The sequence below is a fragment of the Nonomuraea roseola genome, assembly GCF_039535395.1.
Taxonomy (GTDB): domain Bacteria; phylum Actinomycetota; class Actinomycetes; order Streptosporangiales; family Streptosporangiaceae; genus Nonomuraea; species Nonomuraea roseola.
Genome location: NZ_BAAAXC010000013.1, coordinates 191061 through 216009, shown reverse-complemented (window position 1 = coordinate 216009; position 24949 = coordinate 191061). Strand labels below are relative to the sequence as shown.

Annotated in this window: 22 protein-coding genes; 19 read left to right on the top strand and 3 right to left on the bottom strand. The window is 69.9% G+C overall.

What is annotated here, in order from left to right; all coding sequences use genetic code 11:
- The first annotated feature begins 12 nt into the window (after positions 1 to 12).
- Both ABFX55_RS17680 and ABFX55_RS17675 read left to right on the top strand, forming a co-directional pair.
- On the top strand, positions 13 to 594 hold the full coding sequence (locus tag ABFX55_RS17680; protein ID WP_346122353.1) for a TetR/AcrR family transcriptional regulator: 582 nt from the start codon (positions 13 to 15) through the stop codon (positions 592 to 594).
- Complete coding sequence (locus tag ABFX55_RS17675) at positions 584 to 967, top strand: nuclear transport factor 2 family protein (RefSeq protein WP_346122351.1); 384 nt, start codon at positions 584 to 586, stop codon at positions 965 to 967. The genes ABFX55_RS17680 and ABFX55_RS17675 overlap by 11 nt, the downstream gene beginning before the upstream one ends.
- Here ABFX55_RS17675 and ABFX55_RS17670 read toward each other — a convergent pair.
- Complete coding sequence (locus ABFX55_RS17670; RefSeq protein WP_346122349.1) at positions 936 to 1997, bottom strand: EAL domain-containing protein; 1062 nt, start codon at positions 1995 to 1997, stop codon at positions 936 to 938. The two genes, ABFX55_RS17675 and ABFX55_RS17670, sit on opposite strands and share 32 nt — an antisense overlap.
- A gap of 263 nt (positions 1998 to 2260) precedes the next feature.
- Between ABFX55_RS17670 and ABFX55_RS17665 the strand changes: the two genes are divergently transcribed.
- Together ABFX55_RS17665 and ABFX55_RS17660 are read left to right on the top strand one after the other, a co-directional pair.
- Positions 2261 to 3901 (top strand): serine/threonine-protein kinase, encoded by a 1641-nt coding sequence (locus ABFX55_RS17665; protein WP_346122347.1) that lies wholly within the window; start codon positions 2261 to 2263, stop codon positions 3899 to 3901.
- Positions 3902 to 4062: 161 nt separating this feature from the next.
- A complete protein-coding gene (locus ABFX55_RS17660; RefSeq protein WP_346122345.1) occupies positions 4063 to 4716 on the top strand; it encodes an acVLRF1 family peptidyl-tRNA hydrolase in 654 nt (217 codons plus the stop codon).
- A gap of 40 nt (positions 4717 to 4756) precedes the next feature.
- On the opposite strand, the gene ABFX55_RS17655 is transcribed toward ABFX55_RS17660, so the two are convergent.
- A complete protein-coding gene (locus tag ABFX55_RS17655) occupies positions 4757 to 6664 on the bottom strand; it encodes a family 10 glycosylhydrolase (RefSeq protein ID WP_346122343.1) in 1908 nt (635 codons plus the stop codon).
- A 139-nt stretch (positions 6665 to 6803) separates the two neighbouring features.
- Here ABFX55_RS17655 and ABFX55_RS17650 point away from each other — a divergent pair, with 139 nt between their 5' ends.
- The 13 genes from ABFX55_RS17650 to ABFX55_RS17590 all read left to right on the top strand — a co-directional run bounded on the left by ABFX55_RS17650 (position 6804) and on the right by ABFX55_RS17590 (position 22428).
- The gene (locus ABFX55_RS17650; RefSeq protein ID WP_346122341.1) at positions 6804 to 8303 is read left to right on the top strand and encodes a golvesin C-terminal-like domain-containing protein; all 1500 of its coding nucleotides are present in this window, start codon (positions 6804 to 6806) and stop codon (positions 8301 to 8303) included.
- 133 nt (positions 8304 to 8436) lie between these two features.
- Positions 8437 to 9456 carry a LacI family DNA-binding transcriptional regulator gene (locus ABFX55_RS17645; protein WP_346122339.1) on the top strand — a complete coding sequence of 340 codons (1020 nt, stop codon included), beginning with the start codon at positions 8437 to 8439 and terminating at the stop codon, positions 9454 to 9456.
- Positions 9453 to 10088, top strand: coding sequence for a DUF1961 family protein (locus ABFX55_RS17640; protein ID WP_346122337.1), 636 nt, complete (start codon positions 9453 to 9455; stop codon positions 10086 to 10088). The genes ABFX55_RS17645 and ABFX55_RS17640 overlap by 4 nt, the downstream gene beginning before the upstream one ends.
- A gap of 123 nt (positions 10089 to 10211) precedes the next feature.
- A complete protein-coding gene (locus ABFX55_RS17635; protein WP_346122335.1) occupies positions 10212 to 10838 on the top strand; it encodes a YesL family protein in 627 nt (208 codons plus the stop codon).
- Positions 10838 to 12397 carry an extracellular solute-binding protein gene (locus tag ABFX55_RS17630; protein WP_346122333.1) on the top strand — a complete coding sequence of 520 codons (1560 nt, stop codon included), beginning with the start codon at positions 10838 to 10840 and terminating at the stop codon, positions 12395 to 12397. The genes ABFX55_RS17635 and ABFX55_RS17630 overlap by 1 nt, the downstream gene beginning before the upstream one ends.
- A 56-nt stretch (positions 12398 to 12453) precedes the next feature.
- Positions 12454 to 13425 carry an ABC transporter permease gene (locus ABFX55_RS17625; protein WP_346122331.1) on the top strand — a complete coding sequence of 324 codons (972 nt, stop codon included), beginning with the start codon at positions 12454 to 12456 and terminating at the stop codon, positions 13423 to 13425.
- Positions 13426 to 13435: 10 nt separating this feature from the next.
- Entirely contained in the window at positions 13436 to 14323 is an 888-nt protein-coding gene (locus tag ABFX55_RS17620; protein WP_346122329.1) for a carbohydrate ABC transporter permease, read from the top strand.
- Positions 14323 to 14928, top strand: a complete 606-nt coding sequence (locus ABFX55_RS17615; protein ID WP_346122327.1) for a rhamnogalacturonan acetylesterase — start codon at positions 14323 to 14325, stop codon at positions 14926 to 14928. Before ABFX55_RS17620 ends, ABFX55_RS17615 begins: the two co-directional genes overlap by 1 nt.
- Positions 14925 to 17498 (top strand): exo-rhamnogalacturonan lyase family protein, encoded by a 2574-nt coding sequence (locus ABFX55_RS17610; protein ID WP_346122326.1) that lies wholly within the window; start codon positions 14925 to 14927, stop codon positions 17496 to 17498. Before ABFX55_RS17615 ends, ABFX55_RS17610 begins: the two co-directional genes overlap by 4 nt.
- Before the next feature lie 146 nt (positions 17499 to 17644).
- Positions 17645 to 19243: an ABC-F family ATP-binding cassette domain-containing protein gene (locus tag ABFX55_RS17605; RefSeq protein ID WP_346122324.1), complete on the top strand. Its 1599-nt coding sequence runs from the start codon at positions 17645 to 17647 to the stop codon at positions 19241 to 19243.
- A 113-nt stretch (positions 19244 to 19356) separates the two neighbouring features.
- Complete coding sequence (locus ABFX55_RS17600; protein WP_020547488.1) at positions 19357 to 19572, top strand: helix-turn-helix domain-containing protein; 216 nt, start codon at positions 19357 to 19359, stop codon at positions 19570 to 19572.
- 134 nt (positions 19573 to 19706) lie between these two features.
- Entirely contained in the window at positions 19707 to 20516 is an 810-nt protein-coding gene (locus ABFX55_RS17595; RefSeq protein WP_346122322.1) for an enoyl-CoA hydratase/isomerase family protein, read from the top strand.
- Between the two features lie 40 nt (positions 20517 to 20556).
- Positions 20557 to 22428, top strand: a complete 1872-nt coding sequence (locus ABFX55_RS17590; protein WP_346122320.1) for an ABC transporter ATP-binding protein — start codon at positions 20557 to 20559, stop codon at positions 22426 to 22428.
- 12 nt (positions 22429 to 22440) lie between these two features.
- Here the strand turns inward: ABFX55_RS17590 and ABFX55_RS17585 are convergent, their stop codons facing one another.
- Positions 22441 to 23319 carry a sulfotransferase family protein gene (locus ABFX55_RS17585; protein WP_346122318.1) on the bottom strand — a complete coding sequence of 293 codons (879 nt, stop codon included), beginning with the start codon at positions 23317 to 23319 and terminating at the stop codon, positions 22441 to 22443.
- Positions 23320 to 23349: 30 nt separating this feature from the next.
- Here ABFX55_RS17585 and ABFX55_RS17580 point away from each other — a divergent pair, with 30 nt between their 5' ends.
- Together ABFX55_RS17580 and ABFX55_RS17575 are read left to right on the top strand one after the other, a co-directional pair.
- On the top strand, positions 23350 to 24081 hold the full coding sequence (locus ABFX55_RS17580) for an SIR2 family NAD-dependent protein deacylase (RefSeq protein WP_346122317.1): 732 nt from the start codon (positions 23350 to 23352) through the stop codon (positions 24079 to 24081).
- The gene (locus tag ABFX55_RS17575; protein WP_346122315.1) at positions 24068 to 24940 is read left to right on the top strand and encodes a S66 peptidase family protein; all 873 of its coding nucleotides are present in this window, start codon (positions 24068 to 24070) and stop codon (positions 24938 to 24940) included. Before ABFX55_RS17580 ends, ABFX55_RS17575 begins: the two co-directional genes overlap by 14 nt.
- The last annotated feature ends 9 nt before the right edge of the window (positions 24941 to 24949 follow it).

The following is a 24949-nucleotide window of genomic DNA, read 5'->3' as shown; positions in this document are numbered from 1 at the left end:
TAACGTGCCGATGTGGGACGACCAGCCAAGTTCGCGGCCGACCAGATCCTCGACGCCGCCGCCGCCCTCGCCGCCGAGGGCGGTCACGAGGCCGTCACCGTCACGGCCATCGCCGCGCGTCTCGGCGCGCCCAGCGGGTCGGTCTATCACCGGTACGGCTCGCGCGACCTGCTGCTCGCGCATCTGTGGATCAGGGCGGTGCGCCGCTTCCAGGAGGGCTTCCTGCTCGCCGCCCGCGAGCCCGACCTCGCTCGGGCGGTGCGCGCCGCGGCCTCGCACGTGGCCGGATGGGCCGCCGAGCACCCTGACGAGGCGCGGCTGCTGCTCGCGCACAACGTGGCCGAGCTGCGCGAGCGCTGGCCGTCCGAGCTGGGGGAGGAGCTCGAAGGGCTCAACACGGCGGTCGCCTCCGCGCTGCGCGACCTGGCCGCGCGGCTGCCCGGCCAGGCGCTGGAGAGAGTCACGTTCGCGCTGGTCGACGTGCCTGTCGCGGCCGTGCGACGGCACGTGCTCGCCGGGCGGCCGGTGCCCGGGTCCGCCGTACGGCTGGCGGAGACCGCCGCTCTCGCGGTAGTTTTAGAGAGTGATCTCTAAAACTGTCGACCGCCTCTACGAGGCCTTCGCGGCCGGCGACGCCGCGGCACTGTCCGCCACCCTCCACCCCGACCTGGTCCTGAGAGTCAGCGACGGCATGCCGATGGGCGTCGGCGGCGAGCACCACGGACCGCGCGCCGCCCTGGGCGGCTGCTGGAGTGTCATCTTCGCCGCATACGACACCAGGCCCGTCCCCGAGGAGCAGGTGTGGGCCGGTGACGACAGGGTCGTGGTGTTCGGGCACTACCGCGGCGTCTCGCGCGCCACGGGTCAGCCCTTCGAGGCGGCCTTCGCCCACGACCTGAAGCTCAGGGACGGGCTGATCGCCGACTTCACCCAGATCACCGATACGGCCCGGTGGCCGCGCGCATGAGGTCGCTCACCCTGACGACGCCGAGGCACCTGCCCACCTCGTCCGTCACCACCAGGTCGTCGTAGACGCGGGCGCTGTCCTGCCCCGCGACCTGCATGGCGGCGATGGCGGGCGTCGTCCTGGGCACCGTTCTCGGCGGATCGGCCAGGCGCAGCGCGGGCTTCTTGCCGTGCAGGGCGTGCCCGTAGCGGCTGGCGATCGACAGCAGGAAGCGGCTGCGGTCCAGGCTGCCCTCGGGGCGCTGGTACTCGTCCACCAGGATCACGCTGGTGATCGAAGGCTCGGTGCCGAACGCCTCCACCACCTCCTCGGACGTCGCACTCTCCGGCAGCGTCACCGCCGGCAGCAGCAGCTCCTGCACCCTGGGGCCGAGCATGAGGTCCGTCCGCGACGGCTTGCGCACGGGCAGCGGCACCCGCACCCGCCCGTCGGGGCCAGGCCGCAGGAGCGGGCCCTCGGCCAGCCGTACGCCCCAGCTCCTGACCGTGGCCAGCTGCGCCTCGTCCGTGATGCCGGGGGTCAGCACGTGCGCGCCGATCCCGCGCGCGAGCGTCGTCAGCGCCTCGCCCACGGCCGTTCGCCTGTGGTCGTCCGGCACCCTGGCCACCAGCTCGGGGGCGAGCACGATCAGGTACGGCGAGGCCTCGGTGACCAGCTCCATCGGAAGGCTGCCGACCCCCATGCCGCCGAAGGCGACGAGGTAGCCGATCGCCCGCAGCCCGTCGAGGCCGACGAGCAGCGCCCGTCTGTCGGCGTCCTGACAGGGACCGTGGACCTTGAGTATCACCTCCCTCGGCCGTCTGCCCGACCTCCTGAGGGCCTCGTGCAGCGGGGCGAGAGCTCCCGAACCGCCGATGACCATGTGGGTGGGCAGGTCGAGGAGGAGGGGAAGGGTGCCGGGGGCGAGCTCGGAGGCGCCTGGTGGCACGTGCAACGCGATGACACCGCCGGTCTCGAGATCGACCACTGGGGAGACCGAGGCGGAAGCTTCCGGGTCGTGCGGGGGAAGCAGGGGAGCCTGGAGAGACACGCCCACATTGTGGGCGCATCCCACCAACTCCATAAGGCGCACGGCGCGAAGTTCACCGATATTTCGCCATGAGTTCCGAGCTCAACGGCCCCAGCCGGATCGCCGGTCCCGGCTCTCACCGCGCCGATGGGAGCCAGGCTCGCAACGCATCGAGGATGCGCGCCCGGGGTCTTCGGCGGCCGGACCGGGCCGTGGGCGCTCTGCCGCCGACCTGTGGTCGTGGGCTAGTCTCGTGCCGCATATTTCGATCATGTGAGGCATACGTGGACATCGGCCCTTACCGGATCATCCGTCAGCTCGGGCAGGGCGGGCAGGGCACGGTCTACCTCGGGCAGGACCGTCACGGCGGGCTGGCCGCCGTCAAGGTCATGAACGGCGGGATCGACCGCGCCTTCACCCGCGAGGTCGCCGCCGCCCGCCAGGTCGACGAGTTCTGCACGGCCCGCGTCCTGCGGGCCGATCTCGACCACCAGCCGCCCTACGTGGCCAGCGAGTACATCGACGGCCCCGCGCTGGCGGCGGTCGCCCCGGTACGAGGGGCGGCACTGACCCGCCTGGCCATCGGCACGGCCACGGCGCTGGCCGCCATTCACCGGGCGGGCGTCGTGCACCGCGACTTCAAACCGGCCAACGTGCTCATCGGACCCGACGGGCCGCGGGTGATCGACTTCGGCATCGCCAGGCTGGTCGACGTCACCGCCACCAAGGACGGCGCGTCGGGCACGCCGCCGTACATGGCTCCCGAGCAGTTCAGCGGCCTGCCGGTGGGGCCCGCCTCCGACGTGTTCGCGTGGGGCTCGACGATGGTCTACGCCGCCAACGGGCGGCCGCCGTTCGGCAGCGACACCTTCGCGGCGACCGCCTACCGCATCCTGCACAGCGAGCCCGACCTGGGTGAGCTGCCCGAACCGCTGCGCGGGATCGTCGCGCGCTGCCTCTCCAAGGATCCCGCAGGGCGGCCGTCGGCCCGCGACCTGCTGCTGGCGCTGCTGGGCGAGCGGGCGCCCGCCCACGAGGACGCCGCGCTGCGCGAGGGCGCCGAGGCGGCCCACGGCGGCGCCGTACGGGGTGGGTCCGTGCATGAGCATCCGACGGAGGAGCGAGGCTCCGGCGGCCTCTCGCGGCGGGCGCTGCTGGCGGCAGGGGGAGCGGTCGCCGCCGCGGCGGCGGTGACCGCGGGCGTGGTGCTGTGGCGAGGCGGGGACCGGTCAGGCACACCCGTGGGAGGGAGTACCGGCACACCGACGCCCACTGTCACCGAGGTGGCAGGGCCGCCCACGCCCGCGCAGCTTCCCGCGGCTCTGGAGGCCGCGGTCGGCGCGAAGCCCATGGCCGACTTCACCTTCGAGGGCCGGATCTCGCAGGGCACGTGGTCGACGAAGGCGAAGGGGACGCTGTCCTACGATCACGGCGCGGGATCCTCGCCGTTCGACACCCGCATGGACATGAAGGTCACCGCCGAGCACCTCGAGCTGACCAAGCACGTGGTGCTCGCCGGCAGCGACTACGTCGAAGGCAAGGCCGTGGACAACCCCGCGGAAGAGCCGATCATGCTCTACGCCCGGTGCCCGCACGCCATGGGAGCGGTGGGCATCGTCGCCGACCTGGCCAGGCTGACGGAGAACGTGACGGCGTCGAAGCGCCGTTACTCCGGCGTGCTGTCCACCACGAAGGCGCCGACCTCGCTCTGGCGGCAGATCAGCGCGATCAACAACGACGAGTTCACCGAGCGGCAGCTCGCCGAGACCACCCTGTCCTGGCTGCTCACGCTGGACGAGGAGAACAGGCCTGAGTCCTTCGAGCTCTCCTGGCACTTCCTGCTCGAGGACGGTACGAGACTGACCTCCCCGTTCGAGACCGGCTACAGCAGCTGGCGTGAAGGGAAGATCAGCGAGCCAGGCTGACATCATGGAGGGCTCACGGCCCACGGTGTCCACAAGGGCGGCCTTCCCGGCATCCCGGCCACGGGGCGCCGGCTGACCGTGACGGCGACGGTCGTGCACCGCGTCGAGAACGGCACCGTGCCCGCTGCCACAAGCTCCTCCTCTGCCGGTACGCTGCGACGGTGAAGGCAAGGCCCGCGAAGGGCGGGGGACGCTGGGTCGCGGTGCCGCCCGAACGCCTCCAGCGCTGGATCGACGGGTTCGCCGACAGGCACGGCCCCTTCGAGTCCACGGGTGACGACCACGTCGTACGGCTGGCCGCCGCCGACGGCGCGCTCGCCGAGTGCCACGCGCCCTTCCCCCCGCTGCCGCAGGGAGCGCCGCGCGTGGCCACCCTGGTCACCCACGTCCGCGCCGAGCGCCTGGTGGGCGTGGTGCTCGTCCGTCTCGGCGGTTACGCGGCGGGCGTCTTCCAGGGCAGCAGGCTGATCGCCTCCAAGGTCGACTCCCGCTACGTCCAGGGGCGCACGGCCGCGGGCGGCTGGTCGCAGCAGCGGTTCGCCAGGCGCAGGCAGAACCAGGCCGAGCAGACCTACCAGGCCGCCGCCGACACCGCCCTGCGGGTGCTGTCGCCGCACCTGGACGGCATGGCCGCGGTGGTGTTCGGCGGCGACCGCAAGGCCGTCGACCTGATGCGGGCCGAGCGGCGGCTCGCTCCGCTGTTCGCCCTGGAGGCCGAGCCGTTCCTCACGGTGCCCGACCCCAGGCTGGTGGTGCTCCAGGAGACGCCGGCACAGTTCCGCGCCGTCAGGATCCACGTCACCGACCCCCCGTGACGAGGTCCCTGACCGGCGGTTCCCTGTCAGGTGGGGCGGGTCACGGGCTCGCGCTGACGCGGACCGCGTCGGCCACGACGTAGCCCGTCGCGGAGGTCCATCTGCTCACCCCCACCACGTTGTAGGTGCCTGCGTTCAGCGTGAACGTGCCGAGCGAGCGCCACTGCCCGCCGCCCGTGCGCTGGTCGAGGAGGACCGTCCTGGCGCCTCCCGCCGCCGACACGATGTACGGCGTGGCGCTGTTGTAGCCGGGGTCGGCGGGATGCCACACCTCCACCAGGTAGCTGCCCGTCGCCGGAACGGCCGCAGGGAACCACGCCGGATCGCTGGCCGCGACAGGAGCGGCGAACCGGTAGTCGGCGCCGTGGCGCTGCGCGGAGTAGGCGGAGGTGCCCCACGCCGAGCTCGCGGAGGGGCCGTCGACCACGACGCTGAACGACCCGCTCTCCTGGTGCGTCCTGCTGAGGGCGGTCACGTGGTAGGTCCCCTGCCCCGAGGAGGGGTCGGTGAAGGAGGTCCCTCTGGTGGTCCCGAGCAGGTTGCGGGCGTCGGTGACCAGGCAGGGGTCGGCCGCCTCCCCCCGGTAGACCGCGTAGGAGGCCGCGCCGGTGCCCTGCCACGACACCGTCGTCCCTCCTGGCCCCTGCGTGACCGAGGTGATCGTGGGAGCGGGCGGGGCGCCCGCCGTCCCTCTGGGCGGGATCAGGGCGGGCCTCGAGTAGTGGTCGGCCACCACCCTGGAGAAGCCGCCCAGCCGGTCGGCGCGCACGTCCTTCGCGCTGAAGTAGACGTCGCCGAGCATCTCGGGGTGTGCGCGGTTGACCCGCAGGTGGTCGCTGAGCTCGGCGGGGTCCTGCCAGGCGGGGTCCTGGCCTGAGACGCCCGTCCTGTAGGCGGCCTGTCCCGCGTACAGCTGCACGCCCGTGCCCCTCACCACCTCCGACCACCAGGCCGTCAGCACCGCGTAGTCGGCCGCGGCGTGGCCGATGTGCCAGTAGAGCTGCGGGGTCAGGTAGTCGACCCAGCCCTGCTTCACCCAGCGGCGGCTGTCGGCGTAGATGGAGTCATAGGACTGCAGGCCCGAGGTGCGCGAGCCGAGCGGGTCGGTGGCGGCGTTGCGCCAGATGCCGAACGGGCTGACGCCGAAGGCGACGTGCGCCTTGGCGGCGTGGATGCGCTCGTCCAGCTCGCGCACCAGCAGGTTGACGTTGTCGCGCCGCCAGTCGGCGACGTTGGAGAAGCCCCCGCCGTACTGTGCGAACGTGGCCGAGTCCGGGATGGCCTGACCGCTGACCGGATACGGGTAGAAGTAGTCGTCGAGGTGCACGCCGTCCACGTCGTAGCGGGTGACGGCGTCCATGATGGCGTCCTCGATGAAGTCACGGACCGTGGGGATGCCGGGGTTGTAGTAGAGCTTGCCGCCGTAGGCGAAGCGCCACCCCGGGTTCTTCCTGGCGGGGTGACTGGCGACGAGGCGGCTCGGGTCGTCGTGGTTGGCCACGCGGTAGGGGTTGAACCACGCGTGGAACTCCAGGTTGCGGGCGTGCGCCTCGGCGACCATGAACGCCAGCGGATCGTAGCCGGGGTTGCCGCCCTGGGTGCCGGTCAGCCACTGCGACCACGGCTCGTACGGCGAGGGCCACAGCGCGTCGGCCGTGGGCCTGACCTGCACGACGACGGCGTTCATCCGCTTCTGGACGGCCAGGTCGAGCCAGGAGCGGAACTCGGTCTGCTGGGCGGAGACCGACAGCCCCGTCCTGCTGGGCCAGTCGATGTTGGCGACCGAGGAGATCCACATCGCCCTGAACTGGCGCTTGGGAGTGGCCGGGTCGGGGACGCACGCGGCGGAGGCGGCGGAGAGGGCGGCGGCGGAGGAGGGAGCGGCGGGGGAGACGAGGGCGGTGAGCACCAGGGCGAGGAGAGCCGCTAATCGGGTCACAGCTCGCATGGTGACGACCGGCGTGCGACTCGACAAGACCCGGAAGGCGAAAATTTTCATCTACTGGCTATGTAATGTCAATTATCGACATCAGTCATGAATCCTCTTAGGATTGCAAGGGGACACCCCCCTTGCACGAGGAGCGCTCATGCGCCGATTAGTCGCCCTTGTCGCTACCGCCCTCTCCGCCCTCCTCATCCTCGCCGCGCACCCCGCCCACACCGCCCTCGCCGACCGGGACCCGCTCCGCACGGCCTTCGACAAGGCCGCCGCCGCCCACGACGTTCCGCGAGACCTGCTGGCCGCCATCGCCTACGCCGAGACGCACCTCGACGGGCACGAGGGCAGCCCCAGCGCCAGCGGCGGCTACGGCGTGATGCACCTGGTCAGCAACCCCACCACGCACACGCTGGAAAAGGCCGCCGAGCTCACGGGCCTGCCGGTGGAGAAGCTGCGCGCCGACACGGACGCCAACATCCTCGGCGGCGCCGCCGTCCTTCGCTCCATCGCCGACGAACTCGGCCTCGACGAGGCGGCCAGGAAGGACGAGGGCCGCTGGTACGGCGCCGTCGCCAGGTACGGCAACGCCTCCACCCCCGAGCTCTCACGCCTGTACGCCGACGCCGTCTACGAACTGCTCGGCCTGGGCTTCAAGGCCAAGGGCCTGCGCGTGGCGCCCCGCGAGGTCACCGCCGACAGGGGAGAGTACGCCGCGGCGCAGGACCTGAACGCCAGGGCGGTCGCGGCCAGCCCCGACTACCCGAACGCGAGCTGGGTGCCGGCCAACTCCGGCAACTACACCGCCTCGAGCCGCCCGTCGAGCTACGCCATCGACCGGGTGATCGTTCACGTGACCCAGGGCTCCTACGCCGGCACCATCTCCTGGTTCCAGAACCCGAGCGCCAACGTCTCGGCGCACTACGTGATCCGCTCCTCCGACGGCGCCACCACGCAGATGGTCCGCGACAAGGACGTCGCCTGGCACGCGGGCAACTGGAGCTACAACACCCGCTCCATCGGCATCGAGCACGAGGGCTGGGTCAGCGACGCCTCCTGGTTCACCGACGCGATGTACCGCGCCTCGGCCGCGCTGACCCGCCACATCTGCGACAAGTACGGCATCCCCAAGGACCGGACCCACATCATCGGGCACAACCAGGTTCCCGGCGCCACGCACACCGACCCTGGCCCGCACTGGAACTGGACCACCTACATGTCGTACGTGACCGGTGGCGGCGGCGGTACCTGGTCGGCCACGGTCGACAACTCGGGCGCCTTCACCGCCAGCGCCAACTGGGGCACCTCGTCCTACTCCGCCCAGCGCCACGGCGCCGACTACCGCTTCGCGAGCCCGGTCGCGGCCAGCGACCCCGCCTGGTTCAGGGCCAACCTGCCCAGCACCGGCAGCTACCGGGTCGAGGTCTGGTACCCCTCCGACCCCGGCTACAACAGCTCGGCGCCGTACATCGTCGCCACGTCGAGCGGCAACCAGACGGTCTTCGTGGACCAGCGCTCGGGCGGTGGAGGCTGGCGCAGCATCGGCACCTTCACGCTCAACGCCGGTGACCGCGACGTCGTCGGCGTGAGCCGCTGGACGTCGGGCGTGGGCTACGTCGTCGCCGACGCCGTACGGATCACCCGCCTCTGATCCACCCGGGGGTACGGCGCGCGGCCTGCTGCGTGCCGTACCCTCTCATCACGAGGCCTTAAGACGATTCAAAAGGATCATGCCTCCCGCTATGATGAGCCCGTTCACAGCGGGGAAGGCTTCGTGAGGATCAATGGCCACCACGAACATCAAGGAGGTCGCGCAGCTGGCGCGCGTCTCCGTGGGCACGGTGAGCAACGTGCTCAACCGCCCCGAGATCGTCTCTCCCGCCACGAGAGAGCGGGTCTTCGCGGCGATCCGCCAGCTGGGGTTCGTCCGCAACGAGGTCGCCCGCCACCTGCGGGTCGGGCGCAGCCGCACGGTCGGGCTGGTCGTGCTCGACGTGGCCAACCCCTTCTTCGCCGATGTCGCGCAGGGCGCGGAGGCGCTGGCCGACGAGCACGACACCATGGTCGTGCTGTGCAACAGCGCGGCCAGCCCGCTCAGGGAGCGCCGCCATCTCGACCAGCTCGAACAGCAGCGCGTGCTCGGCATCCTGATCACCCCCGTGGAGGCCGACAACCCCAGGCTGCTCCAGCTCGCCGCCAGGGGAACCCCCGTGGTCCTGGTCGACAGGGCTGCTCACGGGGGCCAGTGCTCGGTGTCGGTGGACGACAGGCTGGGCGGCAGGCTCGCCGGCAACCACCTCATCGAGCAGGGGCACAGGCGCGTCGCCTTCGTCGGAGGGCCGTTCTCCTTCCAGCAGGTCGCCGACCGTCACGCGGGCATCACCAGCGCCGTCGAGGCGGCCGAGGGCGTCGTGCTCGAGACGCTGTCGATGCCCGCGCTGAGCATCGCCGAGGGCAGGGCCGCGGGGGAGCGCGTCGCCGCGCTGCCGCCGCCGTCCAGGCCGACGGCCGTGTTCTGCGCCAACGACCTGCTCGCGCTGGGCTTCTTCCAGGCGATGACCGCGCAAGGGGTGCGGGTGCCGCACGACGTGGCCATCGTCGGCTACGACGACATCGACTTCGCCGCCGCCTCGGCGGTGCCGCTCTCCTCCGTCAGGCAGCCGCGCGACCTGCTCGGCCGTACGGCGATCGACCTGCTGCTCGAAGAGGTCGAGGAGCCCGACAGGCACAGCCACAGACAGGTGATCTTCCAGCCCGATCTGGTGGTGAGGGAGTCCAGCCTCCGACCGGGAGCGAGCACGTGACAGAGCTGTATCGCAACGCACTGGCAGGCCCCTCCGACCTGGAGGGCTTCCGCCTCGAGGGCGAAGGGGCGCTGTCCTTCCCCCAGGCCAGGCTGCGCCTGGAGAGCCTGCGCCCGCCCGAGGACGGGCAGGCGGCCAACATCGTGCTGTGGTGCCCGGACGACTTCCCCGCCGACGTCGCCATCGAGTGGGACTTCTGGCCGGTGCGCGAGCCTGGCCTGTGCATCATGTTCTTCCACGCCAGAGGCAGGCGGGGCGAGGACCTGTTCGGCCTGACCCCGCGCACGGGGCCCTACGAGCAGTACCACCACGGCGACCTCGACGCCTACCATGTCTCGTACTTCCGCCGCATGTGGCCGTCGGAGCGCTCGTTGCACACCTGCAACCTGCGCAAGAGCTACGGTTTCCACCTCGTCGCGCAGGGCGCCGACCCCCTGCCCGCGGTCATGGACGCCCAGGGGCCCTACGCCATGAAGCTGACGATCAGCCGTGGGGAGATCTCCTTCCAGGTCAACGGCCTGACCTCCTTCACCTGGAAGGACGACAGCCCGCTGACCGGCGGCAAGATCGGATTGCGGCAGATGGCCCCGATGATCGGCGAGTACGCGAATCTGCGGGTTTCGACTCATTGACTTTGAGTCGATTCAACACTACGTTCGCAGCACCAACCGCCGTTCACCCGCTTTTTACAGGGCAGGAACCCCGGTGCAACCCTTCATCCCCTATGGCCGCTCCACCTCCTCCGGTGGTGCGACATGACCGGCTCCACCTGGTTGACCAGGCTCTACTCGGCCTGTGACGAGGTGCTGTGGGCGGTCAGGCTCAACCTGCTCTGGATCGTGTTCACCCTCGCGGGCGGCGTGGTCCTGGGGCTCGGTCCCGCCACCGTCGCGGCGTACACGCTGGCACGGCGGCACGCTGAGAATGAAACGATTCATAGCTGGCGCGAATTCCTCGACGTCTACCGGCGGGAGTTCGTCAGGGGCTCGTTGCTCGTGCTGCCACCAGCGGCGCTGGGCACCGTCCTCGCGGGCAACTACCTGTACTTCTCTGCTCTGGGCCCGGCGGGCGAGGCCCCGAGGGCGGCGACCCTCGTGGCGCTGCTCGTGCTGGTCGTCATCACCGCCCACCTGCTGCCCCTGTACGTCCGCTACGACCTCAGGCTGCCCGCCTACCTGGTCAAGGCTTCGCTGTTCGCGCTGGTCCGTCCCGCCTCCACGATCGTGCTGCTGTTCGTCTTCGTGGTGGTGGTCTACGCGGGCGCGACGCTGCCGATCCTCGCCCTCGCCGTCGGCGCCGGAGCGTGGATCCAGTTGAACACCTGGCTCTGCCTGCGCTTCTTCGCGGAGAACGAAGCGCGTCTGCATCCGAAAGGAAACTGATGAGCACATCCCCCCGCCGCCTCCTGGCCGGTGTGTTAACGCTAACAGCTGCTCTCCTCGCCGCCGCCTGTTCGGGCGGAGGAGCAGGCGAGGGCCAGGGCGGCAACGGCGCGCTGACCATGATGGTCCCGCTGTTCGGCACGGCTCCCAACCCCTCGGGTGAGATCCAGCAGGCCGTCGAGAAGCTGACCGGCAAGAAGCTCCAGATCACCTGGGTGCCGAACGCCGACTACTCCGACAAGACCAACGTCACGCTGGCCTCGGACAAGATCCCCGACGTCATGGTCCTCCAGGACAACAAGGGGCCCTCGTTCGTCAAGGCCGCCGAGGCTGGGGCGTTCTGGGATCTGACCGACAAGCTGGGCAAGTACCCGAACCTCAAGCCCAGGAACGAGCAGGTCAGGCTCAACTCCTCGACCAACGGCAAGAACTACGGCATCTACCGCGTCAGGCCGCTGCTGCGCTCGGCGGTGCTGCTGCGCAAGGACTGGCTGGACAAGCTCGGCCTGGAGCTGCCCAAGACCACCGACGATCTCTACAACGTCGCCAAGGCCTTCACGGAGAAGGACCCCGACGGCAACGGCAAGAAGGACACCTACGGCCTCATCATCCCGAAGTGGCCGACCCCGATCTTCAACTCCTCCAACCCGTTCAACGCCATCGACGTCTGGTTCGGCGCGCCGAACGGATACGCCATGCGCGACGGCAAGCTCGTCCCCGAGTTCGACACGCCTGAATTCATGGAGGCCAACCGCTACATGAAGAAGATGGTCGACGAGGGCCTGGTCAACCGCGACTTCGCCACTCTCGACACCGCCAAGTGGAACGACCCGTTCGTCCAGGGCAAGGGCGGCATCATCATCGACGTCAACGTGCGTGCCACCCAGCTGTACGGCCTGCTCAAGGAGCAGGACCCGGACGGCTACGCCAAGAAGCTGGCGATGACGGGCAACCTCTCCCGCCCTGACGGCAAGAAGTTCTCCCTGCCCTTCACCGGCTACAACGGCATCGTCGCGATCTCCAAGCAGAACATCAGGACCGAGGAGCAGCTCGACGACGTGCTCAAGGCCCTCGACCGGCTGGCGTCCAAGGAGGGCGCGAACCTGATCACCAACGGCATCGAGGGGCGTAACTACAAGGTCGAGGACGGCTACGCCGTACGGATCAACGAGGACGACCCCGCCGTCAAGGCCATCAACAACGACGTCGACTACGCCTTCATCCAGCTGGGCACCACGTCCAGCGTCGGCGTGGCCGGCGACTCCTACGAGCGCAAGCCTCCGACGGAGGCCGAGCAGGAGAACCTCAAACTGCGCAAGGAGCTGGAGGAGCTCGACCTGCAGACGGCGGTGCACGACCCGACGCTTCCCTACGTCTCGCCGACGGTGACGGCCAAGGGCGCGACCCTGCACCCCATCGTCAGCGACGCCCGCGTCAAGTACCTGGCGGGCGAGATCACCGAGGAGCAGCTCAAGGCCGAGGTCAAGCGCTGGTACGACAGCGGCGGCACGCAGGTCGTCGCCGAACTGGGCGCCCTGGTCGCCAAGGCCGGTAACTGATCCGCGAGGGGGCTCGGGAGCCGTCCCGAGCCCCCATGTCACGAAAGGAGGCCGCTTTGGCCACCGACCTGGCGCCGCCTCCTGTGAAGGCGGTCCCACGAAAGCCGAGGCGCCGCGAGAAGCTGTCGCTCGGCGCCGCGCTGCTGCGCTACCGCTGGCTCTATCTCATGCTGCTGCCCGGTCTCGCCTACTTCGCGATCTTCAAGTTCCTGCCGATGTACGGCCTGACCATCGCCTTCCAGGACTTCGTCCCCTTCCTCGGCTACTCCGGCAGCGAGTGGGTGGGCCTGGCTCACTTCGAGGATCTGTTCACCGGCCCCGACTTCGGCCGCCTGCTCGGCAACACGCTGATCCTCGCGCTCCTGATGATCGTCTTCGCCTTCCCCGCGCCGATCATCGTCGCCCTCATGCTGAACGAGCTGCGCCACAACGTCCTCAAGCGGTCGATCCAGTCCCTGGTCTACATCCCCCACTTCCTGTCGTGGACGATCGTCGCGTCGCTGACCTACCTGCTGTTCTCGGTGGACTTCGGCGTGATCGCCAACTGGATCCACGGCTTCCTCGGCGGCACCAAGGTCGACTACGTCGCCCAGGCCGAGTGGTTCAGGCCCATCATCGTCATGCAGACGCTGTGGAAGTCGACCGGCTGGGGCACGATCATCTACCTGGCCGCGCTGGCCGGCGTGAACGCCGACCTGTACGAGGCCGCCCGCATGGACGGCGCAGGGCGCTGGCGGCAGTTCTGGCACGTCACGCTGCCCGCGATCCGCCCGACGATCGTCGTCATGGCCATCCTCACCTCGGGCAACCTGCTGGACGCCAGCTTCGAGCAGATCTGGCTGATGACCAACTCGCTCAATCGCTCGACGGCGGACGTGTTCGACACCTTCGTCTACTACGTGGGAATCACGCAGGGCGGCTACAGCTATGCGACCGCTGTGGGCCTGTTCAAGGGGGTCGCCGGCGTCGTGCTGATCTTCGGCTGCAACTGGCTCGCCAAGCGCCTCGGTCAGCGGGGACTGTTCTAAAGGAGTTCGCATGTCAGCCAAGAAGCCGGTGGGTCACCACGCCTCCGTCGGCAGCCGCATCTTCGACGCGCTCAACATCACGCTGCTCGTGGGCATGGCGCTGGTGACGGTCCTGCCGCTGCTCTACATCCTCGCCGGGTCGTTCGCCACCGAGTCGGAGATCGCCTCGCGGCCGTTCTTCCTGTGGCCGGAGAAGTTCGTCACCAGCACCTACGAGTACATCTTCGCCACCGACACCTTCGTCCGTGCGCTGATCACCACGATCGTCGTCACGGCGGTGGGCGCGGTCGTCCAGGTCATCCTCACGCTCACGATGGCCTACCCCCTGGCCAAGCGCTACCTGCCGGGTCGGACGCTGGTGCTCAACCTGGTCATCTTCACGCTCGTCTTCAGCGGCGGCATGATCCCCACCTACCTGGTGGTGCGCGACCTGGGCCTGCTCAACAGCTACTGGGCGCTGATCCTGCCGCTGGCGATCAACCCGTTCTACCTGATCATCGTCAAGAGCTTCTTCCAGGAGCTTCCGCAGGCGCTGGAGGAGGCGGCGCGCATCGACGGCTGCAACGAGATGGGCGTCTTCTTCAAGATCGTGCTGCCGCTGTCCAAGCCCATCATCGCGACGTTCTCGCTGTTCTACGCGGTGGGCATCTGGAACGACTACATGTCGCCGCTGCTCTACATCGACGACAACAGCAAGTGGACCCTCCAGGTGATCGTCAGGCAGCTGACCAGCGCCAACGCGGAGAACGCCCTGGCCGCGCTCGACTCGGTCTTCTTCCCCGTGGAGGGGCTCAAGTTCGCCGTCGTCGTCATCGCGACCCTGCCGATCCTGCTGTTCTACCCGTTCCTGCAGAAGCACTTCGCCAAGGGCGTGCTGATCGGGTCGGTGAAGGAGTAGTGGCGATCCTGCTGGCCGGCGACTCGACGGTGGCCTCCTGCCCCGCGTGGGAGGCGCCGATGTCGGGCTGGGGCGCGCAGCTCGGCGCGTTCGTCTCGAGCCCCGTGCGTAACTTCGCCAAGGGCGGCGCGACCACGGCGAGCCACCGGGCCGAGGGGCTGTGGGCGGCGCTGCTGCGTGAGGCGGGACCAGGCGACCTCGTCGTGATCCAGTTCGGCCACAACGACCAGAAGGATCCGGCGATCACCTATCAGGAGAACCTGCGGGTGTTCGTCGAGGAGGCTCGCGCCACGGGCGCGAACCCGATCCTGTGCACCCCCGTGCAGCGGCGCAGGTTCGAGGGGGAGCGCCTCGTGTCCACCCACGGCGACCTGCCCCGCCAGGTGCGCGAGCTGGCCGAGCGGGAGGACGTGCGGCTCGTCGACCTCACACGGGCCACCACCGAGCTCTACGAGCGGCTCGGCCCCGAGGAATCCAGATCGCTGTTCACCTGGTTCGGACCGGGCGAGCATCCGCTCTACCCCGGCGGGATCAGCGACGACACCCACTTCAACTTCCGCGGCGCCGACGTCGTGGCCGCGATCGTGGCGAGGGAGCTTCCATGACGACGCCGACGCCGCTGCACTGGCTGGAGGAGCCGAGGAGACAGGGCGTGACCTGGGGGGTGCCATGGCCGCGCGGCGCCGTCGGCTCCCACGAGCCCTTCGCCATGGCCGACGGCACTCCCGTGCAGAGCTGGGTGAACGCCACCTGGCCCGACGGCTCGGTCAAGTGGTCGGCCCACGCGATCGGGCCGCAGGCCGTACCGGCGGGCTCGTACGAACTGCTGGCGGGCGGCGAGCCCGCCGCGCCGGAGCGGCCCGTGACCGTGACCAGGGAGAGCGGCCTGGTGCGGGTCGCCACCGGCGCGCGCGAGTGGACGGTGGCCGAGACGGGCGGCACGCTGATCAGGTCGATCTCCCTCGGCGGCCGCGAGCTGGCGCGCGACGTGCGCCTGGTGAGCCTGCGCCAGGACAGCCCCGACGAGGACGGCTCGCGCGTCCGCACGCAGGCGACGGGCCTCGTCCAGCGGGTCGTCGTGGAGCAGGAGGGGCCGGTCAGGGCGGTGCTGCGGCTGGAGGGCCGCCACGGCGACTGGCTGCCGTTCACCGTCCGCCTGTACTTCTACGCCGGGGCCTGCGACGTGCGCGTCGTCCACACCTTCGTCTGGGACGGCGACGCTGGCCGCGACTTCCTGGCCGGGCTCGGGCTGCGCGCCGACGTGGTCATGCGCGACGATCTCCACGACCGTCACGTGCGGCTGGCGGGGGAGAGCGGCTTCCTCACCGAGGCCGTGCGCGGCCTCACGGGCCTGCGCCGCGACCCAGGCCCGGCCGTACGGCATGCGCAGGTCGAGGGCCGCGCCTGCGGGCCGATCGGCAACCCCGAGGTGGCAGGGCGGCTGCACCTGATCCCCGCCTGGAACGACTACACCCTCGACCAGTCCAGTGCCGACGGCTTCACCCTGCGCAAACGCACCGCCCCCGGCCACGCGTGGGTGACGATCCCCTCGGGCACCCGCGCGCAGGGCTACGGCTACGTCGGCGGCGTGAGCGGCGGCCTGGGCCTCGGCCTGCGCGACTTCTGGCGGCTGCACCCGGCCCGCATCGACGTGAGGGGCGCGGCCACCGAGCTGGCCACGGCGACGGTGTGGCTGTGGTCGCCGTCCGCACCCCCCATGGACCTGCGCTTCTACCACGACGGCATGGGTCAGGACACCTTCGCCGAGCAGCTGGAGGGCCTGGAGATCACCTACGAGGACTACGAGCCGGGCTTCGGCGACGCCCGCGGCATCGCCCGCACCCACGAGCTCACGCTCACGGCCTACGAGGCCACCCCCCGCGCCGAGGAGCTGGCCGAGCACGCCACCGCGCTCAACTCTCCAGGGCTGCTGGCCGCCGCCCCCGAGCGGATCCTCCAGGCGGGCGTCTTCGGCGACTGGGGCCTGCCCGACCGGTCGAACGCCGCAAGCACCGAGATCGAGCAACGCCTGGACCTGCTGTTCGAGCACTACGCGCGCGAGCGCGAGCAGCGCAGGTGGTACGGGTTCTGGGACTACGGCGACGTCATGCACACCTACGACGCCGACAGGCACACCTGGCGCTACGACGTCGGCGGCTACGCGTGGGACAACTCCGAGCTCTCGCCCGACCTGTGGCTGTGGTACCAGTACCTGCGCACCGGCAGGGCCGACGTCTTCCGCTTCGCAGAGTCCATGACCCGTCACACGGGCGAGGTGGACGTCTACCACCTCGGCAGGTGGAAGGGCCTGGGCACCAGGCACAACGTGCAGCACTGGGGCTGCTCGTGCAAGCAGCTGCGCATCTCCAACGCCGCCTACCGTCGCTTCTACTTCTACCTGACCGCCGACGAGCGCACCGGCGACCTGCTGGACGAGCTGGCCACGCCCGAGGAGACCTTCGTCGCGATCGACCCGCTGCGCAAGGTGCGCGACGACGTCTACGCCCCCGATCCCTCGGCGCTGTCGGTCGGGCTCGGCGCCGACTGGGGCGCCCTGGCCGCCGCGTGGCTGACCAGGTGGGAGCGGCACGGCGACGAACGGGCCAGGGACCGCCTGCTGGGCACGATGGCCGACATCGGCGCGCTGCCGTACGGCTTCCTGCACGGCCAGGCCATGCTCGACCTCGGCACGGGGCGCTTCGACACCTCGGGCGAGGCCGCCGTCGCCATCTCCCATCTGTCGGCGGTCTTCGGGCTGCCCGAGATGTGCGCGGAGCTCATCGCCCTCGACCTGGACGTCCCCGGCTTCGAGCGGGCCTGGCTCGACTACTGCAGGCTCTACCTCGCCCCCGCCGACGTGCAGGAGGCCGAGCTCGGCCAGGCGCTGAGCGGTGTGTCGCTGGTGCAGGCGCACAGCCGGCTGACCGCCTACGCGGCGGCCCGCACCGGCGACGCCGAGCTGGCCGCGTGGGCCTGGCGCAGGTTCCGCCTCGACGAGGGCGACCAGCTCAACACCAACGCCCTGCAACGCCAGGACGACTGGAGCGCCACGCTCGTCGACGGTCCCTGCGTGCCCGCCCCCGTGCTGGAGGCGCCCTTCGTCTCCACCAACGACGCCGCGCAGTACGGCCTGGCGGCCATCCAGAACCTGGCGCTGATCGGCAGGCACCTGTGACCGGGGGAAGCACGGGCCCCGCCCGTCCGTTATGCAGAGGAGGAGGCGTGCCCCTGCCCGTACACTGATCCCCATGCACACTCCCGACTGACCGGCCCCCACGCCGCCATGACCGTCATCCCTATCCCGGGAGTGTCCTTTCCAACATGATCATCGCCAGTGACATCGAGCTGCGCGCGGGCTCGCGCCTGCTCATCGAGAACGCGTCCTTCAGGGTCAACCCAGGAGACAAGATCGGCCTGGTCGGCCGCAACGGCGCGGGCAAGACGACCCTCACCAAGGTCCTGGCCGGTGAGGGGATGCCCGCCGCCGGATCGGTCACCACCTCGGGCAGCGTCGGATACCTCCCCCAGGACCCCCGCCAGGGCGACCTTCAGGTGCTCGCGCGCGACCGCATCCTGTCGGCCCGCGGCCTCGACGAGGTGCTGCGCAAGCTCCACGAGGCCGAGCTCGGCATGACGAGCGACGACCCGAAGGTGCGCGACAAGGCGGTCAAGCGCTACGGCAGGCTCGAGGACCAGATGCACGTCCTCGGCGGCTACGCGGCGGAGTCCGAGGCGGCCTCGATCGCCTCCAGCCTCGGCCTGCCCGACCGCGTGCTCAAGCAGCCGCTGGAAACGCTCTCCGGTGGTCAGCGCAGAAGGGTGGAATTGGCGCGAATTCTCTTCAGTGGGGCAGAAACTCTCCTTCTGGACGAGCCGACAAACCACCTCGATGCCGACTCAATTGGGTGGCTTCGTGATTTTTTGCGATCACATCAGGGTGGCTTGGTGATCATCAGCCACGATGTTGGTCTTCTTGAAGCGACGGTCAACAAGGTCCTTCACCTCGACGCCAACCGTAGTGTGATCGATATCTACAACGTCGGCTGGAAGGCCTATCTGGCCCAGCGCGAGACCGACGAGAAGCGCCGCAAGCGCGAGCGGGCCAACGCGGAGAAGCAGGCGGGGGCCCTGCTGGCGCAGGCCGACAAGATGCGGGCCAAGGCCACCAAGGCCAAGGCCGCGCAGGACATGATGCGCCGCGCCAACAGGCTGCTGACCGGCACAGAGGAGGTGCGCAAGGGCGACAAGGTCGCCAAGCTGCGCTTCCCCGAGCCGCTACCCTGCGGCAAGACGCCCCTGATGGCCGACGAGCTGTCGAAGTCCTACGGCTCGCTGGAGATCTTCACCGACGTCAGCATGGCCGTCGACAGGGGCAGCAGGGTCGTCATCCTCGGCCTGAACGGCGCGGGCAAGACCACGCTGCTGCGTCTGCTGGCAGGGGTGGAGCAGCCCGACACCGGCCAGATCAGGCCAGGTCACGGACTCAAGGTCGGCTACTACGCGCAGGAGCACGAGCTCCTCGAAGCCGACCGCACGCTGCTGGAGAACATGCGGTCGGCGGGAGGCACGTTCACCGACACCGAGCTGCGCAAGGTGCTCGGCTCGTTCCTGTTCACCGGCGACGACGTCGACAAGCCCGCGGGCGTGCTGTCCGGCGGCGAGAAAACCCGGCTGGCGCTGGCGATCCTGGTGCTGTCGAGCGCCAACGTCCTGCTCCTCGACGAGCCCACGAACAACCTCGACCCGGTCAGTAGAGAGCAGGTTCTTTCGGCGCTAAGGTCCTATTCTGGGGCGATCGTGCTGGTTACGCACGACGAGGGTGCAGTTGAGGCTCTGCAACCCGATAGGGTGATCTTGCTACCTGACGGAACTGAAGACGCTTGGAGCGCTGAATTTTCCGATCTTGTGGCACTTGCCTGATCTTAATTTGAGCGGGTAGGGATCTTTTCCCCTGGAGTAGGTAGCCGATCCCGCTGAAATGACTGATCATGGCGGAGTAACGCTGCGGAAGTCTGGCACTACAGGAGGTACTCGTGGCCGAGACTCTGAAGAAAGGTACCCGGGTGACCGGGGCCGACCGTGAGAAACTGGCCGGCGATCTCAAGAAGCGCTACGCCGCGGGTGAGAGCATCCGCGCCCTGGCCGCTTCTACCGGCCGGTCGTACGGGTTCATCCACCGCATCCTGAGCGAGTCCGGCGTGACTCTGCGCGGGCGCGGCGGGGCCACCCGAGGCAAGTCCAAGCGCTGAGGCCGCCTCGGAAACGCGCGACCGCAGCCGCTCGTCTCCAGTCAGCGTGCCGCCGCGCCCGGGCCTACTAGAACCTCGTTCTAGGGAATTCGGTAGGCTCGGGCGCGACGGACCAGCGACGGCGGGAGTGAGCGATGGCGGAAGCGGTGCTTGGGGGGAGTGCGGAGGACGTCTCCATCAAGGAGGCAGGACTGCGCTACGAGGTGGACGGTGAGATCGCGACGATCACGCTGGATCGGCCGGAGAAGCGGAACGCCCAGACGTTCGCTACCTGGTCGGCTCTGGCTCGGATCGGTGACGACCTGCCTGAGCAGGTTCGTATCGTCGTGGTGCAAGGTGAGGGACCGTCCTTCTCGGCAGGGATCGACCTGCGGATGTTCACACCCGAGGGGGTGCCAGGACAGGGCTCGTTCAGCTCGGTGGCACAACTCGACAACGTCTCGTTCGAGCAGCGGATCGAGCAGGCCCAGCAGGGATTTCTGTGGTTGCGCCGTCCGGAGATCGTCTCCATCGCCGCGGTTCATGGTCACGCCATCGGCGCCGGGTTCCAGCTGGCGCTCGCCTGTGACCTGAGGATCGTGGCCGACGACGTCAAGTTCTGCATGAAGGAGCCCGCACTGGGGCTGGTGCCGGACCTGACAGGAACCAAACCCCTTGTCGATCTGGTCGGTACGGCCAAGGCGATCGACATCTGCCTGACGGCCAGGTTCGTGGACGCCGAGGAGGCGTTCAGGATCGGACTGGCCGAACGCGTCGTCAGCGGCGGAGAGCTGACCCAGGCCGTGCGCGACAAGGCGGCCGAGCTGCTTTCGACCAACCGCGACGCGGCGACGGCGACCAAGCGACTGCTCCAGGGCGCGAGGGGGCGCACCCTGGAGGAGCAGACGGCGGCCGAGAGGGTCGAGCAGGCCGCCAGGATCAAGGCCCTGTTCGCGGTGAGCTGACGCGGGAATCACGGCGGCTCGCACGACGCTGTGATGGCAGATGGCGATGATGGGCGGGGGCTTCGGGCCCCAGACGATGCGGTCGCTGCGACGTGACGACTCGGTCATGCAGCAGCGGCTGCGTCCCGGCACGGTCAGGCGGATCGCGAGCTACGCCAAGCCCTTCGGCAGGCAGATCACCGCCTTCCTCGTGCTGGTGGTCGCGGGCGCGGTCATCGTGGTCGCCAACCCGCTGCTGATGAAGGCCATCATCGACAACGGCATCCTGCCCAAGCGGCCAGAGGTGGTCATCGGGCTGGCGGTGGCCATCGCCGTCCTCGCCGCCGTCGACGCGGGCCTGACGCTGGCGCAGCGGTGGTTCTCCTCGCGCATCGGCGAGGGCCTCATCTACAACCTGCGCACCGAGGTCTTCGACCACGTGCAGCGCATGCCGGTGGCCTTCTTCATGCGCGCCCAGACCGGCGCGCTGGTCTCCAGGCTCAACACCGACGTCATCGGCGCGCAGCGGGCGCTGACCAGCACGCTGTCCTCGGTCGTCTCCAACGTCATCAGCCTGGTGCTGGTGCTCGGCGCCATGCTGGTGCTGTCGTGGCAGGTCACCCTGGCCGCCCTGGTCCTGCTGCCGGTCTTCGTACTGCCCGCCAAGTGGGTGGGCAGGCGCATGTCCGTCCTCACCCGCGAGCAGATGCAGCTCGACGCCGAGATGAGCTCGGTGATGACCGAGCGCTTCAACGTGGCGGGCGCGATGGTCGCCAAGCTGTACGGCAGGCCGGAGGAGGAGGCGACGAACTTCGGCGGCAGGGCGGCGAGGGTCCGCGACGTCGGCGTCATCGTGGGCATGTACGGCACCGTGTTCAGGGTCGCGCTCGGCCTGGTCGCCGCGCTGGCCACCGCCCTGGTCTACGGCATCGGCGGCGTCCTCGCCGTCGACGGCTTCTTCGAGCTCGGCACGCTGGTGGCGCTGGCCGCGCTGCTGATGCGGCTCTACGGTCCGCTCACCTCGCTGTCGAACGTGCACGTCGACGTGATGACCGCGCTGGTCAGCTTCGACCGCGTCTTCGAGGTGCTCGACCTCGAGCCGATGGTCGCCGAGAAGCCGGGCGCCAGGGCCGTCCCGCCGGGCCCCGTGACGATCGAGTTCGACGACGTCCACTTCCGCTACCCCGCGGCCGAGGAGGTCTCGCTGGCCTCGCTCGAGTCGGTGGCCAGGCAGGACACCGGCCCCTCGCACCCCGTGCTCAAGGGCGTCGCCTTCACCGCCGCCCCTGGCAGGCTCATCGCGCTGGTCGGTCCCTCGGGCGCGGGCAAGACCACGATCACCTCGCTGGTCTCCCGCCTCTACGACGTGGACGAGGGCGCGGTGCGCCTCAACGGGCTCGACGTGCGCGACGCCACGCTGGCCTCCCTCCGCGACACCGTGGGCGTGGTCATGCAGGACGCCCACCTCTTCCACGACACCATCGGCGCCAACCTCCGCTACGCCAGGCCGGGGGCCGCCGACGAGGAGATCTGGGACGCCCTGCGCGCCGCGCAGATCGCCGACCTGGTCGAGGGGCTGCCCGAGCAGCTCGAGACCGTCGTCGGCGACCGCGGCTACCGCCTGTCTGGCGGGGAGAAGCAGCGGCTGGCCCTGGCCAGGCTGCTGTTGAAGGCGCCGAGCGTGGTCGTGCTCGACGAGGCCACCGCCCACCTCGACTCCGAGTCCGAGGCCGCCGTCCAGCAGGCGCTGAAGACGGCGCTGGCCGGGCGCACCTCGCTGGTCATCGCGCACCGGCTCTCGACGATCAGAGAGGCCGACGAGATCCTCGTCGTCCAGGACGGCAGGATCGCCGAGCGCGGCCGCCACGAGGACCTGCTGGCGCGCGGCGGCCCCTACGCCGAGCTCTACCGCACCCAGTTCAGCCAGCAGTGACGAACGCGACGCTCACTGGTAGCCCAGCCGGGTGAGCTCCTCGCGGGCCACCTTCTCCACCAGCTCCCTGTCGGCCGAGCGCAGACGTGTGCGCCAGGAGCCGACCTCGGGGACGCGCGTGCCGTACATCGAGACCCTGGAGACGCGGGTCTCCAAAAAGCTCGACAGCGAGGTGAGGGCCTCGACGGGGGAGAGCGCCAGGTCCTCGTAGCGCAGCGTGAGCAGCTGGTCGGCGGGCAGGTCCCGGCGCAGGGTCGCGCTCAGCCGCACCGCGCTGCGCCAGCGCAGCGCGCACTTGCCCGCCGTCGGCATGCTCTTCCACCTGTCGCGGTGCTCGTCGCGGTTGACGCCCAGGAAGGCGTTGGGGAACTCGGTGTCGTCGCTCAGCATCGACGGCTTGAACCACGACAGGCAGTCGGGGTCGTTGACCATGTCGGCGGTGACGTCGCGGCCGTCGCGGATCAGCTGCACGAACCGCGCGTCGGGGAAGGCCTGCAGCAGCACCTCGGCGCTGTAGAGCAGGTCGGGGCTGGCGTCGCCGAAGCGCGTGACCGCGGCGGTGGAGACGCAGGGGCCGCTGCCTGTCACGCCGCCGGCCTGCCTGCAGGGCAGCGGGCAGTGACCGCACGATCCTGGCAGCACCTGCCACGACTCGGCCAGAGAGTCGCGCATCACCCGCACCGCGCCCGAACTGCGCGCGATGGAGGGACGGCGGGCGAAGGCGTGGACCACGTGCGCGACCGACTGGCGGCCCATGGTCAGGTGGAAGCCGGGGGAGCGTTTGAGGGCACGCGCGAGCAGGTCCGCGCCGGAGTGCGGAGCACCGAGCAGGAACACCGGCCTGCGGACCTTGATGCCGTTGACCACGAGAATGTGGGGCGGAGGTCGCATACGTCAGGTAAGTGTGACACCGTTTGCGAGGTGAACGAACCGGCGCCGCCCACATCGGTCACCGTGCTCACAGGAGCGGGCATCAGCACCGATTCGGGAATCCCCGACTTCAGAGGGCCCCAGGGCGTGTGGACCAAGGATCCCGCAGCCCAGGCCATGGTCAGCATCGACAGCTACCTGGCCGATCCGCAGGTCCGGCGCAGGGCGTGGCAGGCCCGCAGAGACCATCCCGCCTGGAGCGCCGAGCCCAACGCGGGCCACCGCGCGCTCGTGCTGCTGGAGCGCTCGGGGCTGCTGCGCTCGCTCGTCACCCAGAACATCGACGGCCTGCACCAGAAGGCCGGCTCCACCCGCGTGATCGAGCTGCACGGCACGATCTTCGAGGTGGAGTGCCTGTCGTGCGGGCTCGTCACGCCCATGCGGGAGGTGCTCGACAGGCAGGAACCCGACCCGCCCTGCCTGCGCTGCGGCGGCATCCAGAAGGCCAACACGATCTCCTTCGGCCAGTCGCTGAAGGAGGAGGTGCTGCGCGAGGCGGTCACCGCCGCCCGCGAGTGTGACCTGTTCCTGGCCGTGGGCACCTCGCTCACCGTCCAGCCGGCCGCGGGGCTGTGCGGCGAGGCGCTGGACGCGGGCGCCGCGCTGGTCGTCATCAACGCCCAGCCCACCCCCTACGACGCGTTCGCCGACCTGGTGATCGACAGGCCGATCGGCGAGGCGCTGCCCGCCCTGGTGAGGGAGCTGATCGATGCGCGCGGGTGACACGGTCGCGATCGTCTCGCCCTCGGGCCCGGCCAACGCGACCCTGCTCGCCAGGGGCGTGCGGCTGCTGGAGGGGCTGGGGCTGAAGGTCGTGCTCGGCGAGCACGTCCTCGACCGTGAGGGCTTCCTGGCGGGCTCCGACGCCGATCGCGCCGCCGACCTGCAGGCCGCCTGGTGCGACCCGGCCGTGTCGGCGGTCTTCTGCTCCAGAGGAGGGTACGGCGCGGCCAGGCTGCTCGACCTGCTCGACTGGGCGGCCATGCGCGAGGCGGGGCCCAAGGTCCTGCTCGGCTCCAGCGACATCACCGCCCTGCACCATGTCGTCGCCACGGAGCTCGGCCTGCCCACGTTGCACGGCCCGATGCCCGCATGCGACGCCGTCACCGACCCTGTCACCTGGGACAACCTCCAGGCCGCGCTGTTCGGCCAGGCGCCGCCCGTCACCGGCGACACGGTGCTGAGGGAGGGCAGGGCCGAAGGGGTCATGGCAGGGGGCAACCTGTCGCTGCTCGCCTCGCTGTGCGGCACCAGGCACCAGCCCTCCTTCGCCGGCAGGCTCGTTCTCCTGGAGGACATCGCCGAGCATCCCTACCGGATCGACCGGATGCTGACCCAGTTGCTGCAGTCGGGCGTCTTCGACGGTGTGCGCGGCATCGCGCTCGGCTCCTGGGTGGATTGCGGCGACCCGCTGCCCGTGCTCGCCGAGCGGCTCCTGCCGCTCGAAGTGCCTGTCATCGCGGGGTTGCCGGTGGGACATGGCACGCCACAGTGGTCGGTGTGGCTTGGGGCGCTTGGTGTTATCGATACCGAATCGTGCTCCCTGTCTGGTCGGCTTGGCGGCTCGGAGCAGGCAATGTAGAGAGACGGA